The following is a 16,406-nucleotide window of genomic DNA, read 5'->3' on the forward strand; positions in this document are numbered from 1 at the left end:
GTAGGTCGCCGCCGGGCCACCCGGCCGGAACCCAAGAGACACACACACCCACGCGGGGTGGAGCAGCCCGGTAGCTCGTCAGGCTCATAACCTGAAGGTCACAGGTTCAAATCCTGTCCCCGCATCCATCTTGATTTGCACCAACAACGCCTCGGCAACACAGCCGAGGCGTTTGTCGTTTCGGGCACCCTCCGCCAAAGCCAGGATCGCCCCCAGCGCGCCGCGGACCTCGATCCGCAGCTGGCCCACCTCGGGCACCAGCCGGATCGCCTCCACCAGACCCCGCACCACCTCCCGCGCCTGCGCCGCATCCTCGGACTCCAGCGCGCGCGACAGCTCGGCGATCCGCTCGCGGTAGACCTCCGCCAGGTTGGGGTGCAGCCGCGGTGCAGGCGCCTCGGCCCCCGCCAGCTCGGCCTCCAAGGCTGCCTTACGCCGCTCCAGCTCCTCGAGCCGCGCCTTGAGCGACGATGACGCCGTGCCTGCCACGATGGCATCGACCGCACGATCGATCCCCGCCTGCACCCGCTCGAGCTTAGCGCGCTTGGTGGTCAGGCCCGCCGACGCCTCCGCCTGCAGCCGGTTCCACGTCGCGGTGAACTCGGCCACGAAGTCCCGGAACAGGTCGGGGTCCATCAGCCGTTCGCGCAGCGCCCCGAGCACCGTCTCCTCCAGGTGGTCGCGCCGGACCGTCAGCCGGTTGGTGCAGGCGGTCGGGCCCTTGTTGCGAGCCGTCGAGCAGCCGAAGTGCGCCGCCGAGATCTTGGAGAAGCCGCCGCCGCAGGCGCCGCACACCATCAGCCCCGAGAACAGATACCGCGGCCGCTGCTTGGCCCAGAACGCCCCTTTGGGCGCCTCCACTCCCGTCGTCGCGCCCTTGCGGTCCAGCGCCTCCTGGCGGGCCTTGGCGGCCGCCCAGAGTTCGTCGGCGACGATCCGCAACTCGGGGATCTCGGTGACCACCGCCTCCGCCGCAGCCGCGCGGCGCGCGAGCCTCCGGCCGGTCTCCGGGTGCTTGATCCAGGTCCGCCGGCCCCAGACCTGGCGGCCGATGTACAGCTCGTTGTTGAGGATCCCCGTGCCCTTGCCGCGGTCGCCGTTGATCGCGCTCGGCGCCCAGGCGCCGCCGCGCGGCCCCGGGAGCCCCTGCTCGTTCAGCGCGAGTGCGATGCGCTTGGGCGACAGACCCGCGGCGTAGTCGCGGAAGATCCGCCGCACGACCTCGGCCTGCACCGGATCGATCTCCCGCCGTCCGCGGGGGGCATCGCCGCCCACCACCCGGTAGCCGTAGGTGAGCCCGCCGGCGCTCCGCCCGCCCTCGGCGACCGCCCGGAGCCCGCGCCGGGTCTTTGCCCTCAGATCCGACAGGTGAAGCTGCGACATCGTGCCGACCAGGCCGATGTGCATCGGCGTGATGACGCCGTGCTGGATCGTGTGGATCGGGATCCCGAGGAAGCCCAGCCGCTCGTGCAGCGTCGCGATGTCGGCCAGCTTGCGGCTCAGCCGGTCGAGCCCCTCCGTCACCACCACATCGAACCGCCCTGCGCCGGCATCCGCGACCAGCTGCGCGAAGCCGGGCCGGTGCACGCTGGCGCCGCTGATCGCGTGATCCTCGTAGGAGCCGACAACCACCCAGCCCTGCGCCTCGGCATAGAGCTGGCAGGCGCGCGTCTGGTCGGCCGCCGAGCGCGGGTTCTGCAGGTCGCTGCTGAACCGGGCATAGGTCACCGCGCGCCGTGTCATGGCGAGGTCTCCTCGTCTGAGGCCGGGTGATTGTAGTCGAGTCGTCGTCGAGCTCGCTCGCCTTCCGCGAAGAACCGCTCGGCCAGCAGCCGGCCCCGCTCGCGCCGGTGCGCGATCCGCTTGGCGTGCCGCTCGAGCGCGGCCGTGGCGCCGGCCTCCATGTAGTGCCGAACGGACACCTCGGCACCGTGGCCCAGCAGCGCAGCTGCATCGAGGGCTGCTTCCGGCGAGTATCGCGCCGCCGTTGTGCGCAGGCACTTCCGGAACCAATGCGGACCGTGCGCGACCCCGAGCCACTCCCTTGTGCGGCGGAAGACGATCTTGCTCAGGCCACCGACCCCGAGCGCTCGCTCCTTGGTGCCGCACCACAGCGTCTCGGTCCCACTCCCGCCGAGCGCCGGACGGGCATCGGCGACGTAAACATCAAACACGGGCACGAGGGCCGGGTGCAGGTCGTAGGAGAGGCGCCTGCGCGTCTTGATGTCCTCCTCGCCGAAGTCGACCGTGTATCCCTCGCCGGTGCGGCGGAGCTGCACGCCGACCCGCATCGCGGCGATCGAGCCGATCCGAGGCGCGTGGGCGGCGAGGAGCCCGAGCAGGGCGGCGTCGCGGATCGCCGCGGCGCCGCCAGCATAGCGCTCCCCGCGCCGGCCGGCCTCGAATAGCTCGAGAGCGCGGCGGAGCAGCTCCCCGGACTCGACGATGCTGAAGGGCTTCGGTACCGGCGGCAGCGCGCGACGGAGGCCGAACCCGCGCGGACGTATGATGAAGTCCACGTCGACGCCTGGCTCGATCAGGCGGAGCGCGCCGTGCAGGTCGCGGAGGCGCGAGTGGATGGTGCTGTCGCGCACGCCGCGTGCTCGCTGTTCATCAATCCAAGCGTCAAGCCGCGCGGGCGTGACGCGCGCAGCGGGGCTCTGAACCGGATCGAGTTCGCCTCGCCGGCGCAGGAAGGACAACCAAGCCGCGTAGCCGCCGGAGACCTTGTCGAGCCCGCGCGGGCTGCGTCGCTCTGCCGCTCCGCCTGCGTCGTAGAGGCCACGGGACGGGGCAAGCGCGCGCTGCCAACCTGCGCGATCAAGCTCAGGCCAGTCATGGAGGCCGATGGAGAGGGTACGCCCGCGCTTCAACGCCGCCTCCGACCAGGCCGGAGCGCAGCGGGGCGCGTCTTGCTGCTCGTGCTCGTGATCCCGGACAGCGAGCGCTTGCGGCTGATGAGCGCAGCGAGCCGCTGCGACGCGCCCTTGGCAGATACCGAGCGGTAGTGCCGGAGCCCGGTGTCGTACCCCTTGTGACCGAGCACATCGCGGAGGTCATCGATCGCGTTCGGAGCGTCCTCGAGGATGAGCGCGCCCGCGAAAGCCCGGAATAGGTGCGCGTTCATGCGCACTCCGATGTGCTCGTGCACGGTATCGGTGATCGCTGTCCCGAGCGTCGTCTTGTCGCGCGGCCGATCGGCGTGATCGCGCGACGGCAGCAGCCAGTCGGAGCCGGGGTGCGCAATGAGTCCCCTGAACTTCGCGACGTAATGCGCGATGAGGCTCGAGGTGGACGCCGGCAGCCGGCACTCGATCCGCGCGCCGTTCTTGACCTCGTGCGGTTCCACCACCAGGCGCGTCGGGCGGTCGCCGCGGCGGCCTCCGTCCGTCTGCAGGTGCACGCCAAGGCGCAGGGCGGCGAGGTTGGACAGCCGCAACGGGCAATGGAGCAGGATCTCGATGGCGACGGCGATCGAGGCGAGCCACGCGGCACGCTTGGGCTGCGGCGGGTGCTCGACACCACGGGAGTCCACCCAGCCGTCGCGGGTCTGCGCTGCGATGCCGATGAGCAACTCCGGCAGCCGGACGAGGGCGACAGCACGCGCCGGGTCCTCGAGTTCACGCAGGCGCGCTGCGGTCTTGGCCGTCATCTCGCGCTGTCGCGGTGGATGGGCCCGCCTGAGGTCGTCGAGAATGACGCGCAGCGCCTCTCCGGTGAGCTTCAACTCGTACTTCGCGATGATGTTCAGCACGCTTGCGATTGCGCCCGTGATGTGGCTCGCCCGCCGGCCGGCGCGCTCGTAGTGCCATTCGATCGCGCGTCGTCGATGCTCGACGAGGTAGGCGAGGCCGGTGATCTCCTCGGCCGGCGTGCCGGTGTGGACCAAGGCGGCCATCGCGAGGCGGAGGGCGGCCAGGTGCGAACGGATCGCCCCAGGGCGCAAGGGCACCGGCGGACCGTCGCCGGTAAAGAGGCCCGAGCCACCGCCCGGGGCGGTGCCGGCGAGCCGCTCCGCAAAGCGGGCTATCTCCTGCTGGAGCGAGGCCGGATAGGTGGAGAACGCGGGGGCGTAGCGCTGCTGACGGCTCTGCACGCCGCCGAGGCGCCGGTTGGGCCATCCGGGTACGGCTTCCGCGGCCCTGTTCCACGTGGCCGCCGCCCGGCGGGCGCGGTCCCAGGCGGTGATCCTGATGTCGGCTTCCCGCAGATGCTCCGCGAAGGCCTGCAGGGCCGCGTCATCGACCTCCGCCGGCACGATGCCTCTGCCGCCGCAGAAGGCGGCGAAGCCGCCGAGCGACATGCGGGCGAAGCGGTTCGGCAGGAGGTCGAGGAGAGCGGTCCAGTCGGCCGGTAGTTCCGCAACTGCGAGGCTCGGCGTAGCCAGGAGCCCCATGCGGCGCAGCAGGAAGCGGAGGCTGCTCCGATAGGCGCGGAGCGTCCCCTGGCTGACGTCGAGCGCGGCGGGCGTCTTGCGGCCGAGGAGATCGCGCACAGCCTCCGGCGTGAGCGGGACGAGGTCCAGAGGGCGGCCGCTCGCCCGGCCGAGCAGCCGGAGCGCCGCGCGCAGGTCGCGCCGGCGCCGCTCGGGGATGTCGGTCCAGCCGTCGAGGTCGCGGAGGGCGTCGGCCGCGGTGGTCGGGAAGGCGGAGATCGCCGTCGATTGCAGGAGGCGCTTTCGGCCAGAGAAGGAGTTCATGGGCAAATCCTCGTCACCGGAAGACACCGGCATCTGCCGGAATTTCTTGCGCGCATACCACTGTTTGAGACCGGTTTAGGCAGCCGACTGCCGTGAAGTCCGACCGCTTACTTCTTCTTTTTGCGCGCATGTTTTGGTGTGCCCTCACGAAGTAGCCGGAGCACTTCCTCGGCGCTGTAGAACTTCCGTCGCCCGAGCTTCCTCGGCGTCAGCCAGCCGCGCCGGCCCCAGTCGTAGAGGGCGCGATCATCAATCCGCAGGAGCGCCTTAACCTGCTCGGTGACGAGGAGGTCGGGTAGGACCGCCGGGGAGCCAGGGGAGCAAGCACCGGGCGAAGTCCATTGGGTGATGCGCGGCGTTCGGCCTGTCCCGCGCCGCCCCATCAGAGGCGTGCCTTCGCGGGCGACGGAGGGGCGAAGAGGCGATCGTCATCGACCACCGCCGCTGCGTCGGCTGCCCCGAGGCCCGCCTCGGTCCGCGCCGCAGCACGAAAGGCCTCCGCCGCTGCTGCACGAGCGAGGGCCCGGACCAGCGCGACGAGCGCCTCCCTTTGGCCGGTCGGGAGTCGGTCGATGCCGGAGCCGGTCGTCGGCCCGCTGGTCGTTGGCTGCGCCACCTTCATGGCGCAGTGGGTTACGGGCCTAGTGGAGCGTCACGGTTCCGCCGTCCGTCGTCGCATTCGGAACCACGAGAGCGCGCGGACGAAGGCGCACCACCCGATCGGCGTCCGGGCGCTGTACCCGCAGGTGCGGGAGCGCGAGTTCGTAGATCGCGCTGAGCTTCGCAACGTAGTCGGCAAAGAAGGGATCGCGTTCGAAGGCGAAACCCGAGAGCTGCGGTCCGCGGACGTCGATCGCGAGGGCTTCGGCCTGCGCAGGGGTCAGGACGGATCGCGCCGTCGACTCCACCTCCTGCATGACGTGGTCGAAGGCAAAGACGATGTGCAGGACCGGCTGCGTCGGCGTCAGCACGTCCGTGATGAAGGCTTTGTCCTGGATCTGCTCCAGCCCCATCCGGAAGCGCCGCTGCACTGGCGCGCCGAGCCTCGCCGCGAGCTGTTCGAGCCGGTCGGCCTCGTGGCGCAGCGTGCGCTCCATGTTGCGCAACGCCGTGCCGGGCGGGCGCGCGTGGGCGACCGGGATGCCGATCTGTTGGAGCGCCTCCCAGATGAACGGCAGCAGCGTGTGGCTGGCGCCGAGCCGGCGGTTGATCTCCAGCCGAGCCTGCTCGACGAGGCGCTCGGCCTCCGCGAGGTCGAGGCTGCGGTAGGCGCGGGAGAGTGGATCGGCGAGCGGCGAGCGGAAGAGGGTCGGGTCGCGTTGCTCGAGCCCGTGGAGGAACACCCGGCAGAAGGCCGTGACGAGGCGCTCGTGCCGTGGGTCACCGGCGAAGCGGGGCGGCTCAGCGATCGTCGCGAGCAGCGTCGCGCTCCGGAGGTAACCCGGGAAGCCCTCCTCGTCGTAGAGAAGGATGATGCCGCGATCGTTGATATAGCGGGGCTCGGCGACGGGCGGGTACGCGCGTCGAGAGTTGAAGTTGGCCTTCATGGCAGTGGCTGCCGTCGATCGAGGAGGACGCGGAGCGCAGCCCGTCGCTCCTCACCTTCGAGCTGCTGCAACGAGCATCACGCCCGCTGCAGCCTCCCTCTCCACCCGCCTGCGCGCGACGCGCAAGAGCGCGTCCGGCGTGGGTTACATTGGGTTTGGAATGCGAACCCTAACGCGGTGTGGTTCGCAGCCGGCGTGCGGGTCGGCCGCAGGAGAAGCGAAGCTTCGTGTGTCAGGTTACATTGGGTTCCGGACCCGAGCACTTGCCTCGCTTTCGTCGTCTGCGGCGAACGTCGCGCACGTGACTGCAGTTCGGAACGATGCGATCTGTTGCCGCTCGCAGGATCGCCCATCACGATCGCGTTGACAGCGGGCGGAGACGGTACTTCGACGCGTCGCCCTTTCCCTTTCCGCCCCGATGCACCTGCTCGAGCAGACCGGCATCGAGCAGCTCGCGCACCGAGTCGCGGATCGTGGCGGCACCCAATCCGCGCGCGGCGTCCGCGCGCGCCATCGCCTTCGGCGAGATGGCGAAGGTCCCCTGACGCGAGCCGTGCGCGAAGCGAAGCGTGGCGAGCAGCCAAAGCGCCTCAGGGCTTCGGAGCGCCTTGAACTCGGCGCGCGGCAGCTGGGCCACTCCCGCCGATCCCACCCAGTTCCGCCCCTCCTCCTGGTAGCGCCAGGCGCTCCGAGCGATGCGCAAGACTTCCTTGTGGCGCAGCGGTGGGCGGCACTGGGTCTTGTTCCGCTCCTGCAGGATCGCCCCGAGCTCCTCGGCTGAGCCGGCGGACGGTGCGTCGCGGAGCGCCAGGCGGAAGAGCCGGATGTTGCGCTCGCCTTTGGCGATGATCTTGATGATCTCGTCGATCGGCGAGCAGACTTTGGCGTCCGTGAGGGGCGCTTCTGCGCGGTCAGGAGCGGCGAGGTCGTCGAGGCGGTCGAGAGCGTCCGGCCGCATTGGCGTGAGGTGCGCGAGGCTCAACCAGTCGCCGCAGATGAATGCGTACACGCCACCGGGGTGGTCCGGACCAGGCAGCCGGCAGCTCGGCGGGACGATGACCAAGCCGCCCACCCCCTTGATGTCGATCGGGAGTCCATCGCTGCGAAGGTTCTCGCACCGCTCACCGGCGTACGCGTACCAGAAGTGCCGTCCGCCGGACGGCGTCGCGGTGATGAGCGGCGTCGGGCCGCATGCCTCCAGGACAGCGTCGGCCAGCGCCACGTCGTCGCAGTCGATGATCGTCACCGGCCTCGCGCCGCACCCTGTGGCGACGCCGATGTTGTGCGTCGGGAAGCTGCGTCGATGGACCAACTGCTCGATGGTGCGGCGCGATCGGGCCCTGTTCCAGGTCTTGAAGCGGCGGTCGGGTCGTTTCCCGTCGGAGCCGCCGCATGCGACGGGCACCAGCCCTTTGTCGTGAAGCTCGAGAGCGAGACGTTCGAAGGGGCTCGGTGGCCGCGTCGTCTCGGACGATGGCTGGATCTGCGGGAAGGGGGGAGGTGGCGCATGGTGGGTCATGCGGCCGCCCTGCCTTGGCCGATGAGCGCTGCGGTTGTCTGGGCGCGAGCATGCGGCGGAACCACGTGCGTGTGACCAAGTTGCGCGAACGGCTCGAAGCAGTGGCCACGCGAGGAGGTGGACGATCGCCACCAACGACAAAAGGCCCCCCATCCGGTGTGGATGGGGGGCCTTCGTCAATTCAGCTCGCGTCGCTCCTGAGCCGCCTTCGCTTCCAGAGCTTCGAGGATGCCGTCCCGCTGGGAGCGGATCGTCGTCTGGATCCAGTCGAGGCGATAGATCGCCTCGATGAGCGAGCGGTTCACCGCACGCCACGCATCGATCGCCTCGCGGACGGTGATGCGGTCGTGGGACGCGAGCACGCGCGCCACCTCGTCGTCTGCCCGGCGGGAGATCATGCCGAGGTGAATCGTCAGTTCGTACAGGTGGTCCTGCGCGATGATGATGTCCTCCGGGCGAACGCGGCCGAGCGCGCCCCCGGCAGGGATGCCGTTGGTCATGGTGATGTCCTGATTGTCGGTGGGAGATGTGCAGGGGCGCACTTGGCGGCTCTGCCGGTCGCAAGGCGGTCAATTCCGCCTGCACCGACGGCTAGGTGCTCACCGCCACACAGAACCCAAGGGCGTGCCCGAAATAAAATTGCTTGAACTATCTGCTTCGGGCCCGAGACGTGGGAGGTCGCGGACCGAGGCGGATCAGTTGAACCTCACTTTGCAGCAGCGCGGACAGGCTGAGAGGCGGGAGAAGGCGGTGGATGCTGGAGTGCGGGCGCTTCGTCATGATCACCGAGTTGGGCGTGACCCTGCCCCCATGGATGTCCCCGCCCTGAGCTAGGGTCCGTCGAAGGGAGACGGATGATGAAGCGATCGAGGTTCACGCAGGAGCAGATCATTGGGGTGCTGAAGGAGCACCAGGCGGGCGCGACGGCGCCGGATCTGTGCCGCAAGCACGGGATCAGCGAGGCGACGTTCTACGCTTGGCGGTCGAAGTACGGGGGCATGGAGGTGTCGGATGCCCGCAAGCTGAAGAGTCTCGAGGAGGAGAACGCGCGGCTGAAAAGGCTGCTGGCGGAATCCATGCTCGACGTCTCGACGCTGCGGGAGATGTTGGCAAAAAACTTCTGACGCCCGGCTCGCGGAGAAACGCCGTGACCTGGGCGATCGAGGAGAAGGACTACTCGCAACGGCGCGCCTGCCAGCTCGTCGGCCTGGCACCGAAGACGTTCCGCTATGTCTCGCGGCGCGCCGACGACGGCGAGGTCCGCGTTCGGCTGCGAGCCCTGGCGAATGAACGCCGGCGGTTCGGCTACCGGCGCCTGCACATCCTGCTGGCGCGGGAGGGACACCGGCTGAACCACAAGAAGCTGTTCCGCCTGTAGCGGGCGGAACGCCTCGGCGTGCGTCGACGGGGCGGGCGCAAGCGCGCGCTCGGCACGCGGGCGCCGATGGTGCTGCCGCAGGGGATCAACCAGCGCTGGTCGCTGGACTTCATCTCGGACGCGCTGGGCTGCGGGCGGCGGTTCCGCGTTCTGGCGGTGGTGGACGACTTCACCCGCGAGTGTCTGGAGTTGGTGGCGGACACCTCGCTGTCGGGGCTGCGCGTCGGGCGTGAAATCGACCGGCTCGTGGCGTTGCGCGGCCGCCCGGCGATGATCGTCAGCGACAACGGCACCGAGCTGACCTCGCACGCGATGCTGCGCTGGCAGCAGGAGCGCGGTGTTGCCTGGCACTACATTGCGCCGGGCAAGCCGCAGCGGAACGGGTCCGTCAAAAGCTTCAACGGCCGGTTCCGCGGCGAATGCCTGAATGAGCACCTATTCGGCAGCCTGCCCGCGGCGCGTCGAATCATCGAAGCATGGAGGAGCGACTACAACACGACCCGCCCACACACGAGCCTGAATGGGCTCACCCCAGCAGCCTTTGCAAATCGCCCCACGTCGGGGCAAATGGAGAACAGGCTCCGCTCATAAACGAGGGCAATTAGGGGGCAGGGTCAACTGCATCCAGGCCGTTGCCTGTGTGCTCCACGAAATCCTACAGCCCCGCTCGCACAGCCCAGATCGGGCCGAGGCCGATCGTGACGTGGATCACTCCCACCATGATCGCGATCGCCACGAGACACACCGCCATGACAATGCGGAAGCGGTGCTCCGACACAAAGTCGGTGAAGGGTTCCAGATATGGAAGTCGCGTGTGGATCTGCATTGTCATCTCCCTGACCAGAAGCAAGTCACGCGCTCGGGAGCGTCATCGAACCGTAACGCAATCCAGTACCTGGTAGCCGTGCGCCGGTCGGCGTTCACGCCGCCAGCGCGGCGCGCTGCGGCAGTCGGTCCGATCCTGCTCTCTCCCGAGGCGGCCGCTCCAATCAGTGTGGGTTCGGCTAGCGCTTCTTCGGAGATCCAGGCGCAGCCTGCACCCGAGCCGCTGCGGAGGGTGATGGGACAGTGACGGGCTTTGTCTTCGGTCGCTTTTGCTTATTCACCCGTCGGCCCTTCCATGTCTCGCCCTTGGCCATCTGTGTCTCCTGTCTCAGCAGGTCGGCGGTGTGGCCGGCTGTCCAGCCGCACGCGTACCGGGCGGGCGTGGAGGAGCGGGAGCGTTCGACGGCGCGGCCGCGCCTGATCGTCCCGGCCGCACCCAGCGGTAAGCGTCGCGAGCGACAGTCAACGCGGCTGCTGCCGCACAGGCGATGAAGGCGAAGCCGAGGATGCCGGCGCGATCGGGCCGGCGCGGGCTCACTCGCGCGCGGCGACCCGCGGCCCATCGGACCGGGTCACGTGCCTTGGCCACATGCTCCGGCATGCCCTCGTTTTCGCTCCGTTCCTCGGCGGCGCGATCGGCAATCTCGTCAGCATTGTTGGGCTTCATGACGCGGCTAATCCAGGATCATTCGGCCGCGAGGATCGCGGCTCAGCGCATCATCGCGGCGCTTGTGGAGCGAGGTGCACCGCGTGCGCCTGTCCACAGGAGATCGTGATGCACGCAGGGCATTAACAGCGTGCGCCGGAACACCATCGCGTGCATCGAGTCGACCTCGATGGCGCGTCGGTCCGAAGCTCCGGTCTATGCCCGGGGGTCTGCGATCAGCTGTCGCTCTCAGGCGGCGTTCCGGCTGTGCTCGCGCCACTTCTTTGCTCCAGTCGGACCAGCTCCGCGACGACGTCAGACAGGCGCCTGCCATGTTCACCGCCGCGCTGGACGTCGCGCTCGAGCGCCAGGGCGATCTCGGCAGGCGGCCAAGCGATCGAATCAACACCGTGCGACCAGGCTGTGTCTGGTTCGCTGACGCGGCAGACGACCAATGCATCCGGAATGTCGGATCCGTCCCGTGCCTGCCAGCGCGGCGCGTGAAGACCGATGAGAGCCCGGCGCAGCGCGGCGACGGCCTCGGGCGGCGGATCCGAGGGGGTCGGGCCGGGTGTCTCCGTCTCGACCAGGAACGCGGCGCCACGGGGTCCTCCCTGTTCGATCCAGACACGCCGGATCCCGGCTTCCCTCAGCAGGCGGCTTGCCACGGCGAGGGCGCGCCGGCTGTTGCCCAGGTCCATGTCGGTCATGCTGTCGCCTCCTTCCTCCTTGTCGCGACGCGGCCTTTTCGTGATGCGGCGCCGATGTTGGGCAGCGACGGGACCAGGCTGTCGCATCCCTGCCTGCGCGTCCAAGCTGCGCCGGCCAATGCGGGTGCGTGCCCACGACGCGGCTCACCCGACGCCTGATAACGCGCGGTGCGGGCCAGCGGCTGAGGGCAAGGGCGCCATCTCGGTGCCGAGGGCGAGTTGCCGCCGCATCGCAAGGACATGCGAGTTCTGGCGGCCTGCCTACGGCGACAGCCCGTTGCAACCAGGCTGCGCTCCGCCCTCGGCCGATCGGCAGCCGTGCTGACCGAGCGGACTTGACCGCCGCTTCAACGCTGCCGCACGGTCGACCCTGCGATTTTGGGGAAGATCGCGCGATGGTCGCGGAGAAGGAGGGGATCGCCGGGGCGGAGCGCCTGCGGGAGTCGTCCCGGGATGGTGTGGATGGGCACCTGATCAGGTTGTGCGCCGAGTTCCTCGGACAGGCCGACGCACGCACGAGAGAGGGTGAACGCCTCGACCGGCTGGAATGGTCCAATGACGTGGACGCTGGCTACCTGGAGCTCAGCCGCGGGGCGCACGACTACCAGGCGATGCTTGATGCAATCCTGGTCACGGCGCCGGCGACCGTTCAGGGCCTGGTGGCAAAGGCTCACGTCGTCATCAGGCATCAGCAGGACCGGGAGGCGGAGCCGATCCCGTCCAGCATCCTGGCTGCCGACGTGATCCGTCTGCTCGGCCCGTCTACCCGAGGTGGGCCGGCATCCGCGACGCCCGACGCGGATAGGCGCCAGGACGTTGCTTGGTGCGCCGGAGGGCGCTGTTAGGCTCGCCGCTCCACGCGGTGTGTAGGCGAGCAGAGCCGCCGGCCACGGGACGATCACGAAGCTGTCGTCGTCCTTACCGCGGCGGTTCGGCCATCCATATGCCATCCACCTGGATGGTGAGGCGCGGAATGGCCGGTAATGTGCACGTGCTCCGGCCGAAGGGCGGGGACAGCGAGAAGATCACCATCAACCTCGGCTATGTGGACCTCGGCCATATCGACCTGCTGGTCCAGGACGGCTTCTACGCGAACCGGACGGACTTCATCCGGACGGCCATCCGCAACCAAGTCGAGCGCCACTCGGAGGCGGCGCGGCAATCCATGACGCGCAGGAGCCTCGACGTCGGCCTGCGACACTACAGCCGCGGAGATCTTGAGGCCGTGCGTGCAAGCGGACGGATGCTCGACATCCGGGTGCTCGGCCTAGCGAGCATCGCGCCGGACGTCACGGCCGAACTCGCCCTGGCGACGATCGCCTCAGTCACGGTGCTCGGTGCTCTCCAGGCCAGTGCTGCGGTGAAGGCCGCCCTCGCCGACCGTACGGGCTGAGCGACTGCAGACATCGCCGTCGCCCATGCGTCCCGGGCGACGGCGAATTTCCAGCCGATCGATTTCCTCACCGGTCCCGTGGCAGCCCGGTCCCAGGGTGCCTTGCGACCTGCGCCTGCATTGGAAGGACACTCCATGAATCCGCTTTCGACGAAGCCGCTTTCGACCGCTGCCATGACGGAGGCCACGCGCCTCACCCGCGAAGGCCGGCTGGCGGAGGCGACGGCCCTGATCCAGCGTGCGCTCCAGGTCACGCCTGCGCCGCCGCCGCCCGAGGCAATGCCGGCAGCGGGGCCTGCCCGGCGCGTCGTCGACATCGATCCCGTGACAGGCGCGCCGGTGGCGCCCCGCGCCGTGCCGGAGGAGGCGGGCGGTACCGCCAGGGCGGAGGACAGTGTGAAGGAGCGGCTGCGCGGCCTGCTCGGCCGCCTGGGCGAGAAGATCGTACGCCCCGCGCCGGGCGGCAGGTCGCGCCGCGCGCCGAGGCGCGCACCGGAACCGCTGCCGGAAGGCGCCCGCTTCGAGCCCGAGGCCTACGCGAACGAAGCGGGCAGCCGCAGCTACAAGCTCTACATCCCGGCAAGCCTCACCGCCGGCGCGACGCCGCCGCTGGTCGTCATGCTGCATGGCTGCACGCAGTCACCGGACGACTTCGCAGCCGGTACGCGAATGAACGCGCTGGCCGAGGAGCACGGGCTGCTGGTCGCCTATCCTGCCCAGTCGCAATCGGCGAATGCGCAGCGGTGCTGGAACTGGTTCAACCCGGCCGACCAGCAGCGCGACGCGGGCGAGCCTTCGTTGATCGCGGGCATCACCCAGCAGGTCATCCGAGCGCATCGAGCGGATCCGCGCCGTGTCTATGTCGCCGGGCTCTCGGCGGGCGGGGCGAAGGCGGCGATCATGGGGATGGCCTACCCGGAGATCTACGCCGCGGTCGGCGTCCATTCGGGCCTGGCCTGCGGTGCAGCGCGCGACATGCCCTCGGCCTTCGCCGCGATGCGCCAGGGCGGTCCGTTCCCTGGCTCGCGCGGCGGGCGGGTCGTGCCGACGATCGTCTTCCATGCCGACCACGACACCACCGTTCACCCTGTCAACGGCGACCACGTCATCGCCCAGTCGGGCGCCCGCAGCCTGAAGACCGAGGTGCAGCGAGGCCAGCAGCCGGGCGGCCACGCCTGGAGCCGCACGCTGCACACGGATGGCGAGGGACGCGTGCTGCTTGAGCAATGGCTGGTTCATGGCGGAGGCCACGCCTGGTCGGGCGGCAGCGCGAGCGGGTCCTACACAGATCCTCGCGGGCCGGACGCCTCCCGCGCGATGTTGCGGTTCTTCCTGGAGCACCAGCGCGCATAACGCGCCGGCCAGCGGGTGGCGGACTTCCCGGCCGCGCTGCGGATCATGTCTGGTCCGCAGCAGCGCGCCGGCGGTCGAGCCAGCGCATGACTCCGGCCGCGGTGACGCCGTGCATGGCGATGGATGCAAGCACGATGAATCCCACCACGGCCCAGAGGGCCTCCGCCTCGGGGATCTCCACCCTGTTGAGCGCATAGGCGAGATAGTAGAAGGAGCCCAGGCCGCGGATACCGAAGAAGGCGATAGCCGCGCGTTCTCGGAACGGGTGCGCGGCGCCGGCCATTCCGATCAGCCCGGCCGCTGGCCGGACGAGGAGCAGCACGGCGAGCCCCGCCATGGCCCCTTCGATGGTGAGCGCATCGAGCAGGCCGCCCGCGAGCGCTCCGCCGAACAGCACCAGCAGCACCATCATCAAGAGCCGCTCGGTCTGCTCGGTGAAGTCGTGCATGCGTTCGTGGAAGGCGTGCCGGCGTTCGGCGTCGCGCAGCGCCAATGCGGCGACGAATACGGCGACGAAACCGTAGCCATGCGCCGCCTCGGTCGCGCCATAGGCCAGGAATGTCGCGCCCAGTGCCACGAACCCGTCGCCGGTCCGCGAGAGCTGCGCGCTCCTGGGCAGGTGGAACATCGCCCATCCGAAGCCGCGCCCCGTCGCCCAGCCGAGAAGCACGCCCGCACCGATCTTCCAACCCACATCCACCACCAGCCACTGCATGACCCAGCCCGGCACGCCTGGCTCGAGCGCCGCACCGAGAGCGAGCGCCAGGGCGAGGTTCACGAAGGGGAAGGCCAGACCGTCGTTGAGCCCGGCCTCGGATGTCAGGGCGAAGCGCACTTCATCCTCCGCCCCCGTATCCGGCGGGCCGACCTGCACGCTGCCGGCGAGCACTGGGTCGGTGGGCGCCAACACGGCGCCGAGCAGCAGCGCGGCTGCCAGACCGAGCCCGAGCCAGCCATGGCCGATCAGCGCGATGCCGAGAATCGAGAGTGGCATGGCGATCGCCAGCAGCCGCCAGGTGAGCATCCAGGACCGCCACCCCAGCCGCCGGTCCAGCTTCAGCCCGGATCCCATCAGCGCGACGATGACGATGACCTCTGACAAACGCTCGGTCGCGATCGGGAAGTGCAGCGGCAGCGGCTGCGCGCCGGGAAGCAGTTGGAACAGCCCGAAGCCGAGTGCCACGCAGACCATCGGGAGCGACAGCGGCAGCGCCGTAAGCGCCATAGGGAGCCAGGCGATCATGACGATCAGCACGCCGGCGCCGATCATGAGCAGTGCGTAGGGTTCCATGGGCTGTAGCGTCCTCGTTCGGGGTGCGCCGGATCAGCCGGACACTAGGACGGATACCGGGAGACCTCCCCGCGGCTTCGAGCCGAGCCGAAGCGGCGAAGCAGGAGGGAAGGCGCTGGCAGTCCGGTCACCTGCAGGCTCAGACGCGGTGCTGTTCCTCGTCCGGGGCTCCCAAGGTTGCGCAGGATGCAGGTGCTCTCGCCGTTCACCTGCACGTAGCCGTCCGCGTCCAGCTTGACCTCATGCGGAGCCCCCCCCGCCCAGTGTCCGGCATCCGGTCAGGATCGCGCGCGCAGGCTCCCACTGCGTTGCAAACGCACATGGGAATTGCGGCCTGCGCGCAGCGTTACATCCTGTGAACTTGATGGCTCGCCGCCCGCTGAATCAGCCTGGGCAGGAGGGACAACCATGTACGCGATCATCCGACGGCATCCCGGCGAAGGGCGCAGCGTCATGGCCCTGACCGAGGAGGCGCGCCGGCTGATTCTCCCGCGGTTGCAGCGACAGCCGGGGTTCGCGGGATACCTGGCGTTCCTGGACGAGGCCGGGCTGCCCGTATCGGTCGGCCTGTTCTCGGATCGGCAGACCGCAAGCGTCGCTCTGGAAGGCGGTCTGGCCGTCGCCGAGAGCGGCGTCGATGTCACCGCAGGCGTGATAGAACTCGCGCAGTCCGGCCACGACCACGGCGGCATGGCGACGGCCGACACGCCGCTCTACGTCACGATTCGTTTCTACGCCGGCGCGGCACCGGGCGAGGAGGTGATCCCGCGCCTCCGCGGCCTGACCGTCCCGCTCATGCAAAGACAGCCCGGCTTCCGCGGCTGCTTCGCGCTCCGGGACGAGCGGCATCCCGACCATGTCGCTGCCGTCAGTCTCTGGGACAGCCGGAGGGCGGCCATGGCGGCGCACGAGCTGGTGCGGGACGTCATATTGCAGCAGATGGCGGACATCTTCCCCACGGCGCCAGACGTGGTTGCGGGGGCGAGCTATGTGGCCAGCCTCGATGCCGCACGGCTCTGCACCGCGTGAACAGGGCGATTTCGCA

The 16,406-nt window shown here is 69.5% G+C and carries 13 protein-coding genes, 1 tRNA gene and 1 pseudogene; 6 read left to right on the forward strand and 9 right to left on the reverse strand.

Going from position 1 to position 16,406, the window contains the following annotated elements; genetic code table 11:
• Window positions 1-51 precede the first annotated feature (51 nt).
• Window positions 52-128, forward strand: a tRNA-Met gene (locus tag L2I40_RS02745).
• Here the strand turns inward: L2I40_RS02745 and L2I40_RS02750 are convergent.
• The 6 genes from L2I40_RS02750 to L2I40_RS02775 all read right to left on the reverse strand — a co-directional run bounded on the left by L2I40_RS02750 (window position 85) and on the right by L2I40_RS02775 (window position 8,265).
• Window positions 85-1,743, reverse strand: coding sequence for a recombinase family protein (locus tag L2I40_RS02750; protein ID WP_237213357.1), 1,659 nt, complete (start codon window positions 1,741-1,743; stop codon window positions 85-87). The genes L2I40_RS02745 and L2I40_RS02750 overlap by 44 nt on opposite strands.
• Window positions 1,740-2,873 carry a hypothetical protein gene (locus tag L2I40_RS02755; RefSeq protein WP_237213330.1) on the reverse strand — a complete coding sequence of 378 codons (1,134 nt, stop codon included), beginning with the start codon at window positions 2,871-2,873 and terminating at the stop codon, window positions 1,740-1,742. Before L2I40_RS02755 ends, L2I40_RS02750 begins: the two co-directional genes overlap by 4 nt.
• Entirely contained in the window at window positions 2,870-4,495 is a 1,626-nt protein-coding gene (locus tag L2I40_RS02760; RefSeq protein WP_237213331.1) for a tyrosine-type recombinase/integrase, read from the reverse strand. Before L2I40_RS02760 ends, L2I40_RS02755 begins: the two co-directional genes overlap by 4 nt.
• 845 nt (window positions 4,496-5,340) lie before the next feature.
• A complete protein-coding gene (locus tag L2I40_RS02765) occupies window positions 5,341-6,246 on the reverse strand; it encodes a hypothetical protein (protein WP_237213332.1) in 906 nt (301 codons plus the stop codon).
• 352 nt (window positions 6,247-6,598) lie between these two features.
• Complete coding sequence (locus L2I40_RS02770; RefSeq protein WP_237213333.1) at window positions 6,599-7,765, reverse strand: bifunctional DNA primase/polymerase; 1,167 nt, start codon at window positions 7,763-7,765, stop codon at window positions 6,599-6,601.
• A 176-nt stretch (window positions 7,766-7,941) separates the two neighbouring features.
• The gene (locus L2I40_RS02775) at window positions 7,942-8,265 is read right to left on the reverse strand and encodes a hypothetical protein (RefSeq protein ID WP_237213334.1); all 324 of its coding nucleotides are present in this window, start codon (window positions 8,263-8,265) and stop codon (window positions 7,942-7,944) included.
• 357 nt (window positions 8,266-8,622) lie between these two features.
• Here L2I40_RS02775 and L2I40_RS02780 point away from each other — a divergent pair.
• A pseudogene (locus L2I40_RS02780) lies at window positions 8,623-9,734 on the forward strand (IS3 family transposase).
• Between the two features lie 64 nt (window positions 9,735-9,798).
• Here the strand turns inward: L2I40_RS02780 and L2I40_RS02785 are convergent.
• Window positions 9,799-9,969 carry a hypothetical protein gene (locus L2I40_RS02785; RefSeq protein ID WP_237213335.1) on the reverse strand — a complete coding sequence of 57 codons (171 nt, stop codon included), beginning with the start codon at window positions 9,967-9,969 and terminating at the stop codon, window positions 9,799-9,801.
• Window positions 9,970-10,850: 881 nt separating this feature from the next.
• Window positions 10,851-11,324: a hypothetical protein gene (locus L2I40_RS02790; RefSeq protein WP_237213336.1), complete on the reverse strand. Its 474-nt coding sequence runs from the start codon at window positions 11,322-11,324 to the stop codon at window positions 10,851-10,853.
• Between the two features lie 395 nt (window positions 11,325-11,719).
• On the opposite strand from L2I40_RS02790, the gene L2I40_RS02795 reads away from it, so the two are divergent.
• The 3 genes from L2I40_RS02795 (at window position 11,720) to L2I40_RS02805 (ending at window position 14,070) form a co-directional block, all read left to right on the forward strand.
• Window positions 11,720-12,169 (forward strand): hypothetical protein, encoded by a 450-nt coding sequence (locus tag L2I40_RS02795; RefSeq protein WP_237213337.1) that lies wholly within the window; start codon window positions 11,720-11,722, stop codon window positions 12,167-12,169.
• Window positions 12,170-12,297: 128 nt separating this feature from the next.
• Window positions 12,298-12,717 carry a CopG family transcriptional regulator gene (locus L2I40_RS02800; protein WP_237213338.1) on the forward strand — a complete coding sequence of 140 codons (420 nt, stop codon included), beginning with the start codon at window positions 12,298-12,300 and terminating at the stop codon, window positions 12,715-12,717.
• Between the two features lie 135 nt (window positions 12,718-12,852).
• Window positions 12,853-14,070, forward strand: coding sequence for an extracellular catalytic domain type 1 short-chain-length polyhydroxyalkanoate depolymerase (locus L2I40_RS02805; protein ID WP_237213339.1), 1,218 nt, complete (start codon window positions 12,853-12,855; stop codon window positions 14,068-14,070).
• A 43-nt stretch (window positions 14,071-14,113) separates the two neighbouring features.
• Here the strand turns inward: L2I40_RS02805 and L2I40_RS02810 are convergent, their stop codons facing one another.
• Window positions 14,114-15,361 carry a cation:proton antiporter gene (locus tag L2I40_RS02810; protein ID WP_237213340.1) on the reverse strand — a complete coding sequence of 416 codons (1,248 nt, stop codon included), beginning with the start codon at window positions 15,359-15,361 and terminating at the stop codon, window positions 14,114-14,116.
• Between the two features lie 408 nt (window positions 15,362-15,769).
• On the opposite strand from L2I40_RS02810, the gene L2I40_RS02815 reads away from it, so the two are divergent.
• The gene (locus L2I40_RS02815) at window positions 15,770-16,390 is read left to right on the forward strand and encodes an antibiotic biosynthesis monooxygenase (RefSeq protein WP_237213341.1); all 621 of its coding nucleotides are present in this window, start codon (window positions 15,770-15,772) and stop codon (window positions 16,388-16,390) included.
• Window positions 16,391-16,406 lie beyond the last annotated feature (16 nt).

The sequence above is a fragment of the Falsiroseomonas oryziterrae genome (genome assembly GCF_021864505.1).
GTDB lineage: Bacteria > Pseudomonadota > Alphaproteobacteria > Acetobacterales > Acetobacteraceae > Falsiroseomonas > Falsiroseomonas oryziterrae.

Coding starts and splice junctions, on each gene's coding strand:
- L2I40_RS02750 (WP_237213357.1), bottom strand. CDS start 1,743: ATGACACGGCGCGCGGTGACCTATGCCCGGTTCAGCAGCGACCTGCAG.
- L2I40_RS02765 (WP_237213332.1), bottom strand. CDS start 6,246: ATGAAGGCCAACTTCAACTCTCGACGCGCGTACCCGCCCGTCGCCGAG.
- L2I40_RS02770 (WP_237213333.1), bottom strand. CDS start 7,765: ATGACCCACCATGCGCCACCTCCCCCCTTCCCGCAGATCCAGCCATCG.
- L2I40_RS02775 (WP_237213334.1), bottom strand. CDS start 8,265: ATGACCAACGGCATCCCTGCCGGGGGCGCGCTCGGCCGCGTTCGCCCG.
- L2I40_RS02785 (WP_237213335.1), bottom strand. CDS start 9,969: ATGCAGATCCACACGCGACTTCCATATCTGGAACCCTTCACCGACTTT.
- L2I40_RS02790 (WP_237213336.1), bottom strand. CDS start 11,324: ATGACCGACATGGACCTGGGCAACAGCCGGCGCGCCCTCGCCGTGGCA.
- L2I40_RS02795 (WP_237213337.1), top strand. CDS start 11,720: ATGGTCGCGGAGAAGGAGGGGATCGCCGGGGCGGAGCGCCTGCGGGAG.
- L2I40_RS02800 (WP_237213338.1), top strand. CDS start 12,298: ATGGCCGGTAATGTGCACGTGCTCCGGCCGAAGGGCGGGGACAGCGAG.
- L2I40_RS02805 (WP_237213339.1), top strand. CDS start 12,853: ATGAATCCGCTTTCGACGAAGCCGCTTTCGACCGCTGCCATGACGGAG.
- L2I40_RS02810 (WP_237213340.1), bottom strand. CDS start 15,361: ATGGAACCCTACGCACTGCTCATGATCGGCGCCGGCGTGCTGATCGTC.
- L2I40_RS02815 (WP_237213341.1), top strand. CDS start 15,770: ATGTACGCGATCATCCGACGGCATCCCGGCGAAGGGCGCAGCGTCATG.